Below are 17515 nucleotides of genomic sequence, written 5' to 3' on the forward strand. Positions count from 1 at the left end.
ACCGCCGAGTCCGGCCGCGGGAGGAGGCTCGCCGTTGTGTCGACCAACCCGAGAAGGGCGAGTCCGGGCCGCGCTGAGCGGTCGATCCGCGCCGACACGCTCAGTGGTGCCGGGAGGCCGGGCCACGTCGAGGATTCGAGCGGCCCCGGAAGGCCGGGCCGCGTCGCGGAGCCGCGTGGTGTCGAGAAGCCGCGTGGTGCCGGGAAGCCGAGTGGTGTCGAGCCGCTGGTGGAGTCACTCGTCGTGGCCGTCCGTCGCAGCGGGGCGTCAGGCGGCGGCATCTACCTCGTGGACGAGACCAGCCGGCTGCTGGAACTGAAGATCGGGTGCGGGCTGCCCCGCGACATCGCGGTGTCCTGGCGGCAGGTGCCCGTGACGGCGTCCGTCCCGGTCTGCGACGCGTTCCGTGAAGACCGTGTGGTGTGGGTCGGCTCGCAGGAGGAGATGGCCCGCTCCTATCCGCAGACCGCGGCGGCGCTGCCCTACCGCTACGCCCTCGCCGCCGCACCGCTCTCCGGCCGCAGCGGCTGCCGGGGTGTGCTGTTCCTGATCTGGCCGGCCAGCCACTCCGGTCGGGCCTCGCCCAGGGAAAGGGCGAATTTCGCCGCCCTCGGCCGACGGGTCGCCCGGGTGCTGGAGGACGCGGGCAGAGCGCTCGTCCCGCCCGACGAGCCACACATGATCCCCGTGGACGGCGCTTCCGAGAACTTCGTCCTGTCCGCCCACGCACCCGCCGATCTCCTGGAACGCCTGCCGGAAGGCTTCCTGGCCCTCGACCTGGAGGGCAGGATCACCTTTCTCACCACCCGGGCGGCGTCCCTCCTCGGCCGCCACGTCAGCCGGCTCCTGGGAACCCGGCCCTGGCAGTCCCTGCCCTGGATGGACCAGGTCCTCGTCGAAGACCACTACCGCACCGCGGTCATGAGCCGCGAGCCCGTCGGTTTCACCGTTCTGCGGCCGCCGGACACCTGGCTGGACATCGATCTCCATCCCGATTCCAGCGGCATCAGCGTCCGCGTCAGCCCTCGCCGTTCAGAGCCCCGTGACCGGCCCGGCACGGCTTCTCCCGCCGCGCCCGAGGCCTCCGTCGGCCGTCTGTACCAGCTGGTGCACCTGGCGGCGGCCCTGACGGACGTGGTTGGCGTGCAGGATGTGGTCGACCTGATCGCCGCCCAGATCCTTCCCGCGTTCGGGGCCGACGGCATGGTCCTGTCCGCGGCCGACGCCGGACGCCTGAAGATCATGGGCCACCACGGCTACGACCCGCAGACCATCGAACGCCTCGACGGCCTTCCCGTGGCCACCAGCCTGACGCCCGCGGGCGAGGCACTGATCGGCGGGATCCCCCTGTTCTTCTCCGACCCCGACGAACTCGCCCGTGACTATCCCGCCGCACCCAGGATCAGCGGAAAGCAGGCCTGGGCCTTTCTCCCGCTCATCAGCGACGGCCGCCCCGTCGGCTGCTGCATTCTCACCTACGCCCGCCCCCACGCGTTCACGGCCGACGAACGGGCCGTCCTCACGTCGCTGGGCGGCCTCGTCGCCCAGGCCCTCGACCGGGCGCGCCTCTACGACGCCAAGCAGGCCCTGGCCCACACGCTCCAGCAGGCACTCCTCCCGCGGAGCCTGCCCACCCTCAGTGGGCTGGACGTGGCGGCGCGGTACCTCCCCGCCGGTCACGGCATGGACGTGGGAGGTGACTTCTACGACCTCATCCGGCTCGACCACGCGACGGCGGCGGCCGTCATCGGCGACGTCCAGGGTCACAACGTGGCGGCCGCCGCGCTCATGGGACAGGTCCGTACCGCCGTCCACGCCACCGCGGGCGCGCGGCCCGACGAAGTGCTCGCCCGCACCAACCGCGTCCTCGCCGACCTGGAACCCGACCTCCTCGTCTCCTGTCTGTACGCGCACATCGACCTCGCTCGCGGCCGGCTGAGCCTGGCCAGCGCGGGCCACGTACCACCACTGCTGCACCGTCCCGGGGAACGTCCCGGCGTGCTGGAGATCGAACCAGGTCCGTTGCTCGGCATCGGTGTGGAGCTCCCGTACCCGGTCACCACGGTCCCGATGCCCCCGGGAACGATCCTCGCCCTGTACACCGACGGGCTGGTCGAAGTGCCCGGCACCGACCTCGACCGGATGACGAGCGGTCTCGCACAGCTCCTCGCGGGCGGATCACGGCTGGACCGGCTCGTCGACGAGCTCATCCACCACTCCTGGCCCCACGGCCTTCCGACCGACGACATCGCCGTACTGCTCCTGAAGGCCGGCGAGGCCTGAAGCCTGCGACCGACCCGTCGAATCGGCGTGTGTCTGCGATCGTGGGCCGACGGCGGGCGCAAGCCCGGCGGCGTCACATGTCCGCCTGCCGGTGTTCGGGGATCCGTGCGAGCTGCTGTTCCAACTCGTTGCGGATGTCGGGCGGCAGCTCCTCGGTCCGGGCCCATTCGATGACCAGTTCCGCCACGTTCCTCAGTTTGACGTTCGTCCGCTGCGAGATCGCCCTGAGGACGTGCCACCCCTCATGCGGCGTCAGCCCTCCGAGCGCCAGCACGACGCCGATCGCCTGGTCCACCACGGCGTGCGACCGCAGTGCCTCCTGAAGCTGGATGTTCTCCCCCTCCAGCTCCCTCACGCGCGCCGTGGCGCATGCCTCCAACGACGTCGAAGAGGTCGAGTCCACCTCGTCGCCCCCAGTCACCGTTTCCTCCGCGGTCCGGTCTCCGATACGGATTGTCTGCTTGCCCCCGTCCTTGCCCGCATGCCCGGCTACGGCGGGTGGAAGCTCGGTCCGGGACATTCAGAGAGATGGATCACCCGAGTCGGTTCGAGCGCGTTCGGCGGCGCGCTGCCCCGCCAGGGCGTGGCCCTGGGGCTGCCGCACCGCGGTGAGGGTCGCGTACACCACGACATTGCCGCGGTATCCGGTGCCCCCGGCCGGTCCGCCGCAGGTGATCACGCGCAGTTCGGGCCGGTCCGAGGTGCCGTAGACCTTCTTGTCGGGGAAGCGCTCCTTGTCGTAGACCTCCACGGCATCCACGGTGAAGACGGCGGTACGACCGTCCGCCCGGCTGATCTCGATCGTTTCGCCCTTGGTGAGCGCGCCGAGCCTGTAGAAGACTCCGCGGCTGCCGGCGCGGGTGTCCACATGCCCGGTGGTCACGGCCGTGCCTCGTGACCCCGGAGCCGTGCCTCCGGCGTACCAGCCGGCGAGACCGGCTTCGTCGTCGGGCGGGGGCTCCAGAGCCCCCGCCCTGTCGAGGCCCAGCCGCGCCAGCCGAGTGTTCACACCGATCGCCGGGATCCGAAGCCGGACGGGCTCGGCGCGGGGCAGCGGCGGGACGGCGGGGTGCCTCGGCGGGGCGGCAAGGCCCGCCGAGGGGGTGGAGAAGGCCTGGTCGGCCGAAGGCTGCGGGGGCCGCCTGTCGACCATCGTGCCGAGCACCAGCAGGCAGCCCGCCACCAGTGCCAGGACCAGATACGTGACCGGTGGGACGAACGTGCGCGGGGGAGTGCCGGCCTCGTTCCTGGATTCCTTCAACGTCGGGCCTCTTGCCTGGAGGGAGCCGGGTGGAGTTCGTCCCCGCGGTGCCGGGAACGAGGCTGGGGGCCGAGGTGGCCGGAGTGGAAGGTCAGGACCCGGCGCCGTGCGAGCGTCGGCGCATCCTGAACAGCGCCCCGGCCGCGGCCGCGGTGATCAGCGCACCGCCCACGGCGACCTGTGTGTCGGTGTCCTGGGCGTCCCCGAAGCCGGCCTGGATGGCACCGTTCGGCTGCCGGTCCGCGATCTCGTACGTGTCCGTGAGCTTGATCCGTGGCGGGCACTTCACGGTGACGGTGTCGGTGCCGGACGCCCCCTCGGCCGGGATCTGGAATTCTCCCGCGAGCACGCCCTTGCGGCTGCCCTCGAAGAGATGGAACTGACCTCCCGCCGCCGACTCGCCCTTGCCGTACGTCACGTCCGGGCCGCAGGCCGTCGTGGTGACCGTGACCGTGGAGCCCGGCAAGGCGTTGCCCGGGTAGATACGGAGCTCCGTGTCATCGGCGGCCACAGCGGCCGGGCTCTGCAGAGCCATGACGCCGAGGAGCAGTCCGACACCGACGCCAACATGTGTGTTTCGCAAGGGAATCCTCCGACGATGCAGTGGCCGACCTGTCCGCTCGGCGCTCCTGTGGTCTCCACCGACGAGAAAACCGACGCTCCGTCAGGTCCGCAACAGGAGGCATCGGCACGGGCATCACCCGGGCGGCCGCGGTGACCGCTCCCGCGGGAGCGTTTGCGCAGGTCCCCGAAGCGGGAGCGCGGCGGCGGACGTGCGCCACAGGAAGCGGATGGGCTAACGGGTTTCATCCCCGAACGGGCCAAGGGGGTACGGCCGCAGTCGTATTGCGGGGACGCCGCGCACCGCTTGCCGGCCCATCGGCGACGAAGGCCGACGGGCCGGGGAGCGATGGTCCGAGGGCGCCGGGTTCATCGAACGTGCTCGGATGCGCTGTTCGTGGGCGTGGCGCGGTCGGCGGCTACCGAGCTTCACGCTTCAAGGAACGCTGACCCCGGACCGGCATGGACGTTGTCACTGTCACTGTCACTGGTCGTGGCCGGGGCGTGTGCCGGAAGACGCCGTACGGCGGGGACGCAGAGGAGCGCGAGCGCGGCGGGGACGGCGATGACCGTCATCGCGTACAACGTGGGTCGAACGCCGAGGGAATCGGACACCGGGCCGGTGAGCGCGAGGCCCAGCGGCATGAGTCCCGTCGACAGCAGGTAGTCGTAGGAACTCACCCGGGACAGGGCGGCCTCGGGGATGTGTGTCTGCAGTGCGGTTTCCCAGGTGACGAAGAAGAGGGAGACCGCGACGCCGGTGACCGCTTCGAGGACGGCGATCACGGCAACCGGTGCGCCGGACCCGATGATGACCGCCTGGCAGGAGCCGACGGCGAGCGCCGCTGCGGCGAGTGCCATCGGATGTCTGACCTTGAGCCGGTAGGCGCAGACGTCTCCGACGATGGACCCGATGCCGAAGCCCGCCGTCACGACCGACCAGGCGGCAGCGCCGCCCCACTCGTCCTGGGCCAGGACAGGTCCCAGCACGAACACCGACGGCAGCACGACGACGTGGTAGACGGAGATGGCCGCCATGCCGGACCACACCCAGGTCCGGCTGCGTACCTGCGCCCAGCCGGCGCGCAGCTCCCCGAGGAACCTTCCTCCTGGAGCGGGCCGGGTCGTCTCGGGTGTCATGTCGCGAGGTGTCAGCCGGGACAGGAACGCGGCACTGACCGCGAAGGTGAGCGCGTCCACCGCCAAGGCGCCGCCGGGGCCCGCCAACGCCACCAGGCCTCCGGCGAGGACCGGACCGACCACGAGCCCCGCCGACTGGACGAACCCGCGCAGGGCGTTCGCCTCCCGCAGCCGGTCGGCCCCGACGAGCAGGGGCGTCAGCCCTGTGGCCGCCGGCATGAAGAACGCGTCGGCCGTTCCGAACACGATCATCAGCAGTACAAGATGCCGGACCTCGGCGACGCCGGTCAGCAGCAGTGTCGCCGCGAGCCCCTGCACGACGAACCGCACCACGTCCGACACCAGCATGATGCGGTGCCGCTGAAAACGGTCCGCCCACACCCCGCCCACCAGGGCGAACAGCAGCATGGGCAGGAGCCCCGCGGCCGCCAGCAGCCCCACGTCGGAGGCGGACCCGCCCACCGAGAGCACGGCGAAAGGCACGGCTATGAACGACACACGGTCGCCCACCACCGACAGCGACTGCCCGATGAACAGGCGGGCGAACTGCGGCTCATCACGCAGCACACCAGGAACCAAAGACTTCACGAGACGACCGATCAGGGACAGAGGACACGGAACGGGAGCGCCCGATGGTAAGCGGCGCTGGCCTCGCAGGTCACCTGCATTCCCCAGGCCAGGACCCGCTCCGGCGGCCTCTCGCGAAAGCGCGGACGGCCCACCGCGTCGGCCGGTGTTCGGCGACGGGCCGCGTGGTCGTCCTGCCGTTCACGACGACGGCGTCATCGACGGCGCGGGCTACGGCGTCATGCGGGGTCCGCGACGGTCGGTGAGCCGGGCGAGCCGGGTGAGGTGGGGTGGGGGAGGACGATGCCGGTGGGCGCGTACTGGGCTGCCTGGGCCGCGAACATCGCCGCGTAGCAACCCCGGGCCGCCACGAGTTCGTCGTGACGGCCCTCCTCGACCAGCCGTCCCTGATGCAGGACGTAGATGCGGTCGGAGTGGCGGACACCGGACATGCGGTGGGTGACGAGAACGACGGCGCGGTGCGGGGAGGCGAGCCCGCGGATGCGGTCGAACGCCTCGATCTCGGCCTCCGGGTCGAGGGCGGAGGTGGGTTCGTCCACGATGAGGACACTGTCCGCCCGCGAGGTGGAGCTGCGCCAGTGCGTGCGGGCCAGACCGACCTTCTGCCACTCGCCGCCGGACAGCTCGATGGCTCCGCGGAAGAAGCGGGCCAGCAGACTGTGGAGCCCGTCGGGGAGTTTGGCGATGACCGGGCCCGCTCCCGCGTAGTCGACGGATGTCCGCAGCTGTTCGGGCGAGGCCTCGTGTTCGGGGCGGCCGATCCGGATGTTCATCGCGGCCGTCACGGGCCAGCGCTCGAAATCCTGCGTGAGCAGCGCGACGCGCTCGAAGACCTGGGAGCGTTCCAGCCCGGTGACGTCCAGGTCGCCCCATCGCACCGTTCCTCCCTGAGGGAGCAGCAGACCGGAGAGGACCTTCATCAGCGTGCTCTTGCCGGAGCCGTTCTCACCGACGACGGCCGTGACCGAGCCCATGGGGATGGTGAGCGTGACCCGGTCCAGCGCCGGATCGTCGCGGTCGGGGTATCGGTACGTGACCTCGTCGAGCGTGACCTGCTTGACATGCTCCGGAACCGGACCGCCCGTCGTGGGGATGGCGCGTTCGGCGGCCTCGGTCAGGAAGCGCCCATGGTCGCGGACGTACAGGGACTCCTCGTGCAGGGTGTTGACGTTCATCACGAGCGCGCCCAGGCTCGCCGATCCCGACCGGACGGCGATCACCGCCGTGCCGGCCACCGCCAGGCTCATGTGTCCGCTCAAGACCAGCCAGATCATGGTTCCGTACGTGGCGGCCATGGCCAGGCCGGACAGCGCGGAGGCCACCCACTCGGTGATCGCCTTGCTGGAGGCCAGCCGTTCCTGCTCGGCCTCCGCGCTGCGCGCCATGCGTTTGTACCGGCTGAGCAGGAAGGGACCGACCCCGTGAATACGTACCTCCTGGGCGGCGGTACGTTCGGTGAGGAGGTTGCCGATCAGCCGGCTGGCCCGCAGGTGCTCGATCCAGCTCATCACCGACACATAGCGTTCCTGGGCCACCCGCATCGCGCCCCAGCCGCGCGGGGCGGCGATGAGGATGAGCATCGGCAGCAGCGCCGGGTGCAGCACGGTCAGTACGCCCGCCGTGGCCACCAGGGAGATCGTGCTGTTCAGCGCGGCCACACAGGCGCTGATCATGCGGCGGGCGGAAGCGGGGCCGTACTGCGCGACGTCGATCAGCCGCCGGAAGTCCGGGTCGTCGATGGCCTCCAGTTCCACGGAGGCCGCGGCGGCCAGGTACTGCGTGGTGGCGATCCGCTCCACGAGCGGTTCCAGTCGGCCCGCCCGGGAAGTGGACCAGCCCGCCAGCGCGGAGTTGACGACGGCGATCGCGGCGGTGGCGAGCAGACCCGGCATCAGAGCGTGCAGCCGCTCCACCGCGGTGCCGACACCGAGCAGTGCGTGCATGACCGCGTTGACGGCGAGGAGCGCGACGGCGGCGGCGACGCCCTGCCCGATCTCGCCGGCCCCGACGGCGATGAGTGCCCGTCGATCCGTGCTCCACGCCATGCGCAGGGTCGCTCCGACCAGGGTCGGCATCGACCGGAGTGCGGACAGCATGGTCAAGTCGAGCTGTGCGTGCTCGTGTTGGGACCAGCCCATGTCGTAGCGCAACGGGCCGCCGAACAACTCACGCTCCGCGTCGGACACCTCGGGCTCGGCGAGCCGGACCTTCCCGAAGAACCTCTTCACACCACGCCTCCCCGCGTGTGCCGGTTCCGTGCCCTGGGCTCGCGGCCGTGACTGAGCATCAGAGAGAAGACATACCCGGGTGTCGGCACCCACCTCCGGGCCGGTAACCGCCATCGGTCGGACGTCAGCATCTGAGGAGCCTGCCCAGCCGACGTGTGACCATGTCCCATACGTCGGTTATCGGCCTCCTGGGAGTCGAAGCGGCCGAGGACCGCCGGGCCGGAAAACCGGTGGAACAGCACCGCCGCGGGCCTCTACCGTGCTGCCGAGCCCCATCGCCCAGGCAAGGACGTGCCGTTGTACACCCTGTGAGACCTCCCGAGTGCTGATCTGTCGCGCGTCGCACCTGTGCGCCGCGCTGCTTCCTGCTGCGGACTTCTCACTGAAACCGGTGTACTTCTGTGCTCAATAGCTGGGTGGTCATGCCCACCTGCCTGCCGACCGTTCTCCGCCGATGCCACGCCTGCGCGTCCGAGCGTTTCCGGGCCGACGGAAAGTTTCGCGTCAACGCGAACCACAAGCTCCTCGACGCCTGGCTCCTCGTCCTGTGCGCCGGGTGCGGGGACACGGGCAAACTCACGATCCTGGAGCGGACCCATGTGCGCTCGGTCCGACCCGAGCTGCTGGACCGGATGCACGACAACGACCCAGGCCTGGCAGCGGAGTTGCTCCAGGACCCGGTGGTGCGGCGCCGCAGTCGCATCGCCCTCGACTGGGACGGCGCCTGGCGCCTCGACACCGGCGGGTCGGATCACCTCGACCGTGAGGTGATCGACGTCTCGGTCCGCTTCGCGGCGCGGATACCTGTCCGGCCGGTGCGCCTGATCGCCGAAGGCTGCGGTCTCTCGCGGGCCGAGGTCGAGAGACTGACAGCGGAGGGGAAGGTCGTCTCGACGGTCCGGCTGAGCGGCAAGGTGTCCGGCGACTTCACCTTCACGCTCAAGCGCTGAGCCCTGCTCGGTACCGGTGTGGGCCTGTCCGGCATGATCCGCCGGGCAGGCCCCGGCCGAGTTCGGAGCGCGGACTACCGGCGCGCCCGGCGGTAGGCGATCAGCAGCCCCAGGAGGATGCCGACGAGGAGGGTGACCGTCAGCACGATCCAGAGGGGGAGGGTGACCTCGGGGATCCAGAGCCGGATGGTCACGGAGCTGGTGTTGGCTGCGATGAACCAGATCGTCAGGGCCGCCAGCACGAAGAATCCGATGCTGCGTATCCGGTAGTCCCGCCCCTTGACCGTCACCGTGGACGGCCCGTGCGCCTTCGCGGTCTTCTGGGCCATACAGTCAGTATCCGGCTGTTCAAGCGAGCGGGCGACTCGATCGGTCGCGACGGGCGCCCTGCCCTGTCGTCTGCTGATGCGCTCTGTCCGTCTGCGGTGTCCGTCCCCTGCGGCTGTCGGCGGACTGTGCGGCCGTCCGCCGATCAGAGCCGCGGAGCCGGCCGGTAGCCTCACCCCATGGATGCGCTCGTGCCCTTCGTCGTCATGTTCGGCGGCCTGGCCGCGGTCCTGGGGTCCTTCGTCTGGCTCGCCGCCCGCGTCCGTGCCAGAGGCCTTGCGGGTGGAGCCGTGAACGCGGCCCTCGCTTCGTACGAAGAGGCGTTTCGCGCGACCTCACACGCGGCCCACGTCGAGATCCAGGCGCAGAAGGAACGCAAGGCACCGGTCCTGTCGCCCGACGACCACGGGGAGCGCGGTTCCGGAGCGAGAAACCCGGTGAGCCCCCGGGAGCGCCGACGACCGGCCCCCTCGCGCATGCGTCGTCCGCGAAGGACTCTTCGTCGCTGGGCCGGTCGCCTCCGGGGCGAGCGCTGAGCCACGCCGTCCCCTCCGGCGGTACGGCCGAGGTCTCGGGCGTCTTCCACGAACCGGAGCCGGACCGACTCCTGGTCCGGCTCAGGCCGCGGCCTCGTCCAGGGGGATGCCGAGCCGGCCGGCCACGGTGGCGAGGGCCGTGCCCAGGGGGAGCGCGACCCGGGTGAGGGCGTGCTGGTCGCCCCGGGTCGCGTCCCGGTTGACGATCACCACCGGCTTCTCGGCATCGGCCGCCTGACGGACGAACCGCAGACCGGACATGACCGTCAGGGAGGAGCCCAGGACCAGCAGCGAAGTCGCCTCACGGACCAGCCGACGACAGTGCTCGACCCGTGGCGGCGGAACGGACTCGCCGAAGAAGACCACGTCCGGCTTGAGGATGCCGCCGCAGACCGTGCACGGGACCACATGAAAGTCCCCGACCTGCTCATCGGTGAGATCGGCGTCACCGTCCGGGTTCACGGCGGCGGCCACCGGATCGAAGCCGGGATTGGCCTCCTCCAGCAGCCGGGCCAGTTCGCGGCGCGGGGTGCGGGCACCGCAGGAGAGACAGACGACCCGCTCCAGGCTGCCGTGGAGTTCCACGACACCCTGACTGCCGACGGCCTGGTGCAGCCCGTCGACATTCTGTGTGATCACTCCCGAGAGCAGACCGTGCCGCCCGAACGCGGCCACGGCCCGGTGTCCGTCGTTGGGGCGAGCACGGCCGAAGGTCCGCCAGCCGAGGTGGCTGCGTGCCCAGTACCGCCGCCGGGCCTGAGCGGTCGCGGTGAAGTCCTGGTAGGTCATCGGGGTGTGCCGACGCAGGCTCCCGCCCTCGCCGCGGTAGTCGGGGATGCCCGACTCCGTCGAGATGCCCGCCCCGCTGAGCACCAGCACACCGCCCGTGCTCAGTGCGGCGGCGACCGGCTCCAGATCCGTGGTGCCCGGCGGTAGATCCCCGGAGGGTATCCAGCTCAGAGTGGGGCGCATGCGCATGCCCCCAGGGTACGGACACGACGACACCCTGTACGGGCCGGCGGGCACCGCGCCGCTCTCCGGCCCGCCCCGCCGCCCGGCCGGCTGTGCGCCTCAGCTCCCGTCCGGGCGTCGGAGCCGCGCGGAGAGATGGTGTTGCAGGGGCTGACCGACCGCCGCCAGGTCATGGAGGAAGTCCAGCGTGCCGGCGTCCGCGAACGTGTAGCGACGGCGGGTGGCGACCACCTCCTTGGCCGTGGGGGTGAGAGCCACCTGCTCGGTGGCCAGATCCACCGTGCCGTCCGCCGCTCGGCCGACCAGGATTTCCGCGATGCCGGTCGGCTGCGTGATCAACGCCTCCACACGTCCGTCGCCCTGCATCCGCCACCAGCCGCTCTCCCGGGCCGAGGGGCGCAGCGGAGCGCCGTCCGCGTCCAGCAGCCAGGCACGCGCCTCGTAGTGGAGGAAGGGCCGGCCGTCGTGGCTGAACGTGACCTCCTGCGCGTAGACGAACTCCTCGTCGAGCGTCGGATACGTTCCGCGGCCCTGTCCGGCCCAGGTGCCGAGGAGTCCGATCACCGGCGTGAGCAGCGCGTGCGGCGCGGGCGCCTCGTCCGATCCGAGCGCATCGGGGTACGGGTGCTTTCCGACGGGGGCGACCATGGCATCCACTCCTGGGTTGAGGCACCGGTACCGCCCGGCAGCCTAGTGCTACTCCACCCGTAGATCGTGATCCTCCCGCTGGAGCGGCTCGTCGTGCCGCGGCCGCGGTGCCGGGAAAGGGGCGTCCCGGCACCGCGGCCGGGGTGTCACTCCTCGTCGCGCAGCCGGGAGGCCAAGGCGGTCAGCGGTTCGGCTTCCGCCGTGCGGCCCAGGGCGGACAGGAGGGACACCGCCGCGCCGAGGCGGGTGAGGGCGGGGGAGACACGCTCCAGGTAGATGCCCTCCACGGCACCCGCGAAGCGCACGCACTCGGCCCACTCGCCGGCCCGGTCGTCCTCCGGTCCCGGCTCGCCGAGCAGGGCGAGGGCCTTCTCCAGCGCGGCCAGGGCGTCCTCGTACGCACCGGCGTAGGCGTTGACCCGCCCGTGTTCGTAGGCCAGGGCCGATTCCAGGGAGCGGCCCTGCGCCTCGTACTCGGCCTCGCGGGCCTCCTCGGCGATCCTGCCGGCGTCGGCGAGGAAGGCGAGCGCGTCGGCCAGGCCGTCCTCGCCCTGCTGCTGGGTCCGCTGGCGGGCGAGTTCGCGCAGGCAGCTGCTGAGCTGCTCGTAACGCGGTGCCTGCCCGTGGGCGGCGAGCGCCTGGGCCACCGCTTCGCGGGCCCGGTCGAACTCGCCGGACTCGCCGAGGAGGACGGCCGCCTCGGCGGCGATCATGGCGTGGCTTCCCGGGTCGTCGTCCCAGCCGGCCGACTCGGCGGCGAGGGCGACGAGTTCTGCCGTGGCGGCCTTGAGGTCCTCTCCCGCGTGCAGCGCCCGGGCCCGGGTCAGTCGCAGCTGAGCCAGGAGCCGGTCGTCCAACTCTCCCGTCGTGACGTCCGGTTCGGCCATCAGGGAGTCGAGCAGGGCGATGCAGTCCTCGACGCGGCCCATGTCGAGGCTGAGCTGGGCCGCGTTGCTGTAGGTGCAGAACGCCTCCGTGCGGCTGCCGTGACGCAGGTCGAGCTCCGCCGAGCGCGTCAGGTGGCGCAGTGCCTCGTCGGGCCTGCCCAGGTGCATGCAGACCTCGGCCAGGTCACCGTGGAGGCGGCCGGTGTCGACCGCCGCGGCCGGCCAGGCGGCGGCCAGTCGCAGGCCCTCGGCCAGGCTCGCGTGCGCGGCTTCCGGGTCCCGGAGGCCGAGCTGGAGCCGGCCCCGGAGCCCGAGTGCGCGAGGCATGTGCCAGGCGGGGCCGTGGGCCTTCAGCCGGTCGAGGAGATCGTCGACCCCGGTGACCGCGGCGGGGAGGTCCCCGGAGAGGGCGTGCGTGCCGGCCCGCAGCAGCAGCCCGCCGGAGATCTGCCCGACGACGTCGTGCCGGGTGGCGAAGTCGAGAAGCAGGTCCACCTCGGCGAAGACCGGAGCGACGTCCTCCTCGTTCCCCGACTTCTGCAGGCGCAGGCCGAGGGTGGTCGCCCGCAGCCGCAGCAGACGGGCCTCGTGCACCGGCGCGAGGCCGGAAGTCCCCTCGTGCAGGGCGACGATGGACGCGTGGGCGGCGGTCAGCGCGGCGGCCCTCGCCTCGGCCTCGTCGCCGACGCCCTCCGCGGCGGCGAGCAGCGCGCAGGCGCGGGCGAGTGCCGCCTGACCCGGCGCCGCGGCGTCTTCGTACAGGCCCGCGGCTTCCTCGTACAGGGCCTGGGCGACGGCGAAGTCGTCCTTGTCGCCCGCCCGGTTCGCCTCGTCGTCCAGCAGGTCCGCGCGCAGCCGTACGAGCGGGCCCACCTCCGGGTCGTCGGGGTGGGCGTAGTCGCCGGCGGCGGCGAGCGTGCGGAGGCGTGCCCAGCAGGCCGGTGAGTCGGGGTGTCCCTGGTCGTCCAACGCCCTTGCCTGGAGGATCATTTCGGCGATCGACTCGGGCACGGCGGTGGTGGTACGGGTGGGGGGTGCGGCAACCGGGACGGCGGCGGTGGCCAGGTCGTCGAGGCTGCGGGGGCGCAGGGTCAGCTCCAGCGCGTCCAGGAGCGGGGTACGTTCGACGCGGGTCCTGCGACGGTCGCCGTGGGTGCCGGTTCCGTTGCGGGTGTCGAAACGCGCGGCGAGGTCGTCGGCACGGTCTCCCACTTCGGCGCGCAGCCCGGCCACCGTCCAGGCGCGGCCCGCGAATCCGGCCGCGGGCAGTTCGCCGTGGCCGAGCTGCTCGACGCGCCGCAGCAGAACCTCCACACCGGTGAGGAAGGCGAGCATGTCGCGCGGTGAGTCAACCTCGTCGAACAACCCCCGGTTCTCGGCGAGCAGTTCAAGACCGCGTGCCTCGTTGCCGGTCAGCGCGCAGAACTCCAGGTGACGGCCGACCTCCCCGGCCATCGAGGGGTTGCGGCGGCAGGCGCGGTAGCCGGCGAGGTGCAGTTCGACGGCCCGCTCGACGGCGCCGGTGCGCAACAGGGGGAGCAGCGCGTGAGAGATGGAACGGGCCGGCTCCTCCTGACAGGAGTCCTTCCCGGCCAGGACGGGCTCCCAGACGCGCAGGGCCCGCTCGTCGTCGCCCGTCGCGAGGTGGTACAGGGCCCGCTCGCAGATCTCGCAGGCCTCGCAGTCGCTGAGCCGGGTGCGGGGGCGGCCCGCCCACAGCTCGAAGGCGAGGGCGGTGTCCTCACCGATGTGGGCGGCGAGTTGGTACGCCTGCCCGTAGTAGGGCTGGAGGCCGAGGCCGGCCTTCTCGTACCGGTCGCGCATCTCCGTCTGCCACTGGCGCAGGCTGGTCAGCGGTATCTCGGGCAGCGCGAGCAGGGCGTTGGCCACCCACTTGAACCGCCAGAACAGAGTGTGCCGTAGGCGCTCGTCGAAGACGTCGGGCTGTTCGTCGAACAGGGTGAGCAGGCGGGCGAAGACGACGGGCGACTTCCGGGGCTCGGAGCCGTAGGTGTACGCCTCCTGAAGTTCGAGGAGAGCGTGAATGAGCGGGACGGGCTCCTCGAACTGCTCGGCCGCCTCGACGAGTTCCTCGGCGGTGACGGTGCGGGTGCGGCCGTAGGGGCGCCGGTCGTTCTCCTGGAGCGCCTGGAGCAGCTCGTCGGTGGTCTGGGGTGCGATCGGCATCGTCAGCTGTCCTTGCGGAGGGCGTGGGCGAGAAGGTCGAGGAAGGACCGGTTGATGAGGCTCGACTCGGCGGGCCTGAGCGGACGCCGTGACAGCATCGCGGCCTGACCGTAGAGGGCTTCGGCGCTGGTGCGGGCCAGCTCGGGCTCGGTGATGGTGACGGCCGTACGGACCAGCGGATTGAGCTGGTTGAGGATCAGCTGCGCCCGCGGAGCCTCTTGGCGCAGGGCACCGAGAATGTCGCCCCACATGCCGCCTTCCTGCTCACGGGCGAGCTGGGAGCGGGTGCGCTCGTGCCGTGCCTCGCGGCTGTCGACGAGGAGGGCGGGGGCGGAGGCGGGCTGGAAGGCACGCAGGGCGACATCGCAGTCGAAGACGGCCAGGGCGTCGCGGGCCTGCGCCAGGTACGCCGCGGCGGCCAGTTCCGTCTCCCGGTCGACGGGGTCGAGGTGGGCGGTCAGGGTCGCCGGGTCGAGGTCCGCGACGCTTGCCTCGGGCCTGATCTCCGGCAGCCGGTGGACGAGTTCACGGTCGTACGTGTACCCGCCGTTGACGACGCCGAGCCCGGCGGCCGAGGCGATCGCGGCGACCTGGCGGAACTCCTCCACGCTCGATGTCACGAGTACCGTGCGGTGGGTGCGCGCGAACTCGTCGAGCGTCGCGTGCCCGTCGGTCGTCTCGAACGGCAGCCAGGGCAGCAGCATCCGCAGGATCTCGTCGTCGTGCACCGCGAGCGACTTGACGGCCAGATGGTGCGCCTGGAGGAAGCGCGCGAGCAGGTCGGGGTCGCTGGCGGCGGCTCGGGCGATCCACTCCCGCAGCCGTTCGGCGAGGGCGTCGCGGACGGCTGCGAGAGTGTCGTCCTCGTACAGGGACTCGCGGGACGCCGTCGGGCGAAGGCTCTCGGCGTCGATGACGCAGCGGACGAAGAACGCCCACTCCGGCAGGATCTCCTCGGCCTGCTCGGACAGCAGCATGCCCTTGACGTGCACGCGGTGGCCGTGGCGGCGCCCGGCCGGCACCGTCTCGGGCAGCACGCAGGCGATGCCCTTGAGGCCCACGGCCGGCAGGTCCAGCTCGATCGTGTCCAGCGGCTTGAACCCGAGGACCTCCTCGCCGTACGCGGCCAGGGCGCGCGAACGGGCTCCGGGCGTGGGGTACGTACCCGTCCAGGGCGCGGGCTCGGGGTTGACCGGCGCGGGCGTGCCGCCCGTACCGTCGGCGAAGGTCACCGGGTGGCGCAGCAGGGAGCCGAAGTGCCGGGCCAGCGCTTGGACCTGGACCGGCCGGGTCCACTCACCGGCGTCGGCGCGCGGTGTCAGGGTGACGGTGGTGCCGGGCCGGGGGCGGGCGGACGCGGGCAGGGTGCGGACGGTGTAGCTGCCGTCGCCGCGCCCCCGCCACTCCACGGTGGGCGCGTCGGGGGTGCGGGCGGAGCGGCTCAGGACGTGGATCTCGTCCGCGACCAGGAAGCAGGACAGCAGCCCGATGCCGAACTGGCCGATGAAGTCGGCGCGTTGCTCGGCGATGCGTTCCGCGCGCTTGCTGCTGCGGCCGATCGTGGCGAGGAAGGTGTGCACGTCGGCCTCGGTGAGACCGACACCGTCGTCCTCGACGCGTACCACCGAACCGTCGGCGTACAGGCGGATGCCGAACGCGTCGGTCGAGGCGCCCGGTTCGAGGGAGTGCCGGGCGGTCAGCGCGTCCACCGCGTTCTGCAGGAGTTCACGCAGATAGACGCGGGGGCTGGAGTAGAGGTGGTGGGACAGGAGGTCGACGAGGCCACGCAGATCCACTTGGAAGGTGCGGTCGTCGCCCGCCGGGATCGCGGCGGTGTCGGGCAGTGTCATCGGGACGTCCGGAGGGGAGAGGAGACGGGTGGCGGGATCGGCGTGCGCTCAGGCGCGGCGGTGGTGGCGGGCGAACTGCTTCTGGGGCTCCGAGAAGTACGTCCAGGGCCAGCTCGTGTACGCGCCGTCGAGTGCCTGGAAGACACGCCGGACCGTGTGACCCTCACCGGCCAGCGACAGCGCCATGGCGAAGATGTTGAAGTCGTGCTGCCAGCCCGGGTGCCGCACGTAGTCGGGGTGCAGGATGCTATGGTCGGCCACCTTGCGCAACTCGGCCTGGATCTCCGGGGTTTCGAGACAGTCCGCCCGTTCCGACTCGACCCAGTCCTCGATGTGCGCCATGGCGATCGCGCAGCCGAGCCGGTGCCCCTGCGGGGCCCGGCCGATCGCCTCGCGGGCGAACGCCAGTGCCTGGCCGGGATCGCCGCCCCAACGGGGCTGCAACTGCGACACCCACTCGATGTGGGTCTCCAGATCCAGCGGGTCACGGCGCAGAGCGGCGTCGAGCCGGGCCTCCTTCACGGACGAGGCCAGCGACATACCCCGGGCGGAGGTGAGCAGGCGGCGCCACGGGGTGATCCACTCCGGCCGCAGCTCGGCGGCCTCCAGCAGGTGTTCCTCGCCGATGAGCAGCCGCTCGCGGAAGACACGCCACTGCTCCTGCTTGACGTCCACGGCGAGCGCGCTGGTGCGCGCCTCCCAGCCCCAGCTGATGTGACGCGTCCCGGATATCAGCAGGGCCGTCGCCCGGTGTTCCTTGTCCTCCTCGACGGCCCGCCCGATCCAGTCCTGAACACCGTCCAGCTCGGCCAGTTCGGCGAGGACGCGGTGGTCGCGGCCGAGATCGAACGGCGCCAGCCTGGCCCTGACGGCCTCCCATTCACCCGCCTCGGCCGCCTGGACCAGCGCGAGCACCCGTACGTCCCCGAGCGCGAGCAGCGTGTGCGTCCCGTTCTTGCCCCTGCGCACCACCGGGAGCGCGTACGGATCCGCCGCCGGTCGCTCCGCCTCCCTGCCGAACAGCCTGCCCCACATGCTGCGCCCTCCCCTGGTCCCTCATGATCGTTCGGTGCAGCATAAACGGACCTACTGACACC

General features: G+C 71.7%; 14 protein-coding genes. 3 read left to right on the forward strand and 11 right to left on the reverse strand.

Annotated elements, in window-relative coordinates; translation table 11 throughout:
* The first annotated feature begins 243 nt into the window (after positions 1-243).
* Positions 244-2283, forward strand: a complete 2040-nt coding sequence (locus OG780_RS40875; RefSeq protein WP_328456964.1) for a SpoIIE family protein phosphatase — start codon at positions 244-246, stop codon at positions 2281-2283.
* 73 nt (positions 2284-2356) lie between these two features.
* Here OG780_RS40875 and OG780_RS40880 read toward each other — a convergent pair whose 3' ends face one another.
* From OG780_RS40880 to OG780_RS40900, 5 genes are all read right to left on the reverse strand, one after another.
* Positions 2357-2662, reverse strand: a complete 306-nt coding sequence (locus tag OG780_RS40880; RefSeq protein ID WP_443062353.1) for an ANTAR domain-containing protein — start codon at positions 2660-2662, stop codon at positions 2357-2359.
* 141 nt (positions 2663-2803) lie between these two features.
* Positions 2804-3436, reverse strand: a complete 633-nt coding sequence (locus OG780_RS40885; RefSeq protein ID WP_328458725.1) for a class F sortase — start codon at positions 3434-3436, stop codon at positions 2804-2806.
* Positions 3437-3635: 199 nt separating this feature from the next.
* Positions 3636-4127, reverse strand: a complete 492-nt coding sequence (locus OG780_RS40890) for a sortase (protein WP_328456968.1) — start codon at positions 4125-4127, stop codon at positions 3636-3638.
* Between the two features lie 407 nt (positions 4128-4534).
* On the reverse strand, positions 4535-5812 hold the full coding sequence (locus OG780_RS40895; protein WP_328456970.1) for an MFS transporter: 1278 nt from the start codon (positions 5810-5812) through the stop codon (positions 4535-4537).
* A gap of 239 nt (positions 5813-6051) precedes the next feature.
* Positions 6052-8061 carry an ABC transporter ATP-binding protein gene (locus tag OG780_RS40900; protein ID WP_328456972.1) on the reverse strand — a complete coding sequence of 670 codons (2010 nt, stop codon included), beginning with the start codon at positions 8059-8061 and terminating at the stop codon, positions 6052-6054.
* A gap of 401 nt (positions 8062-8462) precedes the next feature.
* On the opposite strand from OG780_RS40900, the gene OG780_RS40905 reads away from it, so the two are divergent.
* On the forward strand, positions 8463-9011 hold the full coding sequence (locus OG780_RS40905; RefSeq protein ID WP_328456974.1) for a DUF1062 domain-containing protein: 549 nt from the start codon (positions 8463-8465) through the stop codon (positions 9009-9011).
* A gap of 74 nt (positions 9012-9085) precedes the next feature.
* Here OG780_RS40905 and OG780_RS40910 read toward each other — a convergent pair whose 3' ends face one another.
* Complete coding sequence (locus OG780_RS40910) at positions 9086-9340, reverse strand: lipopolysaccharide assembly protein LapA domain-containing protein (RefSeq protein WP_326790110.1); 255 nt, start codon at positions 9338-9340, stop codon at positions 9086-9088.
* A 177-nt stretch (positions 9341-9517) separates the two neighbouring features.
* Between OG780_RS40910 and OG780_RS40915 the strand changes: the two genes are divergently transcribed.
* Positions 9518-9874, forward strand: coding sequence for a hypothetical protein (locus OG780_RS40915; RefSeq protein ID WP_328456978.1), 357 nt, complete (start codon positions 9518-9520; stop codon positions 9872-9874).
* Between the two features lie 81 nt (positions 9875-9955).
* On the opposite strand, the gene OG780_RS40920 is transcribed toward OG780_RS40915, so the two are convergent.
* The 5 genes from OG780_RS40920 to OG780_RS40940 all read right to left on the reverse strand — a co-directional run bounded on the left by OG780_RS40920 (position 9956) and on the right by OG780_RS40940 (position 17453).
* The gene (locus tag OG780_RS40920) at positions 9956-10852 is read right to left on the reverse strand and encodes an NAD-dependent protein deacetylase (RefSeq protein WP_328456980.1); all 897 of its coding nucleotides are present in this window, start codon (positions 10850-10852) and stop codon (positions 9956-9958) included.
* Positions 10853-10945: 93 nt separating this feature from the next.
* On the reverse strand, positions 10946-11494 hold the full coding sequence (locus OG780_RS40925; protein ID WP_328456982.1) for an FABP family protein: 549 nt from the start codon (positions 11492-11494) through the stop codon (positions 10946-10948).
* Positions 11495-11640: 146 nt separating this feature from the next.
* Positions 11641-14568, reverse strand: coding sequence for a hypothetical protein (locus OG780_RS40930; protein WP_328456984.1), 2928 nt, complete (start codon positions 14566-14568; stop codon positions 11641-11643).
* A gap of 2 nt (positions 14569-14570) precedes the next feature.
* Positions 14571-16418 (reverse strand): HSP90 family protein, encoded by a 1848-nt coding sequence (locus tag OG780_RS40935; RefSeq protein ID WP_328456986.1) that lies wholly within the window; start codon positions 16416-16418, stop codon positions 14571-14573.
* Positions 16419-16466: 48 nt separating this feature from the next.
* A complete protein-coding gene (locus OG780_RS40940) occupies positions 16467-17453 on the reverse strand; it encodes a hypothetical protein (protein ID WP_328456988.1) in 987 nt (328 codons plus the stop codon).
* Positions 17454-17515 lie beyond the last annotated feature (62 nt).

The sequence above is a fragment of the Streptomyces sp. NBC_00386 genome (assembly GCF_036063235.1).
Lineage (GTDB): Bacteria > Actinomycetota > Actinomycetes > Streptomycetales > Streptomycetaceae > Streptomyces.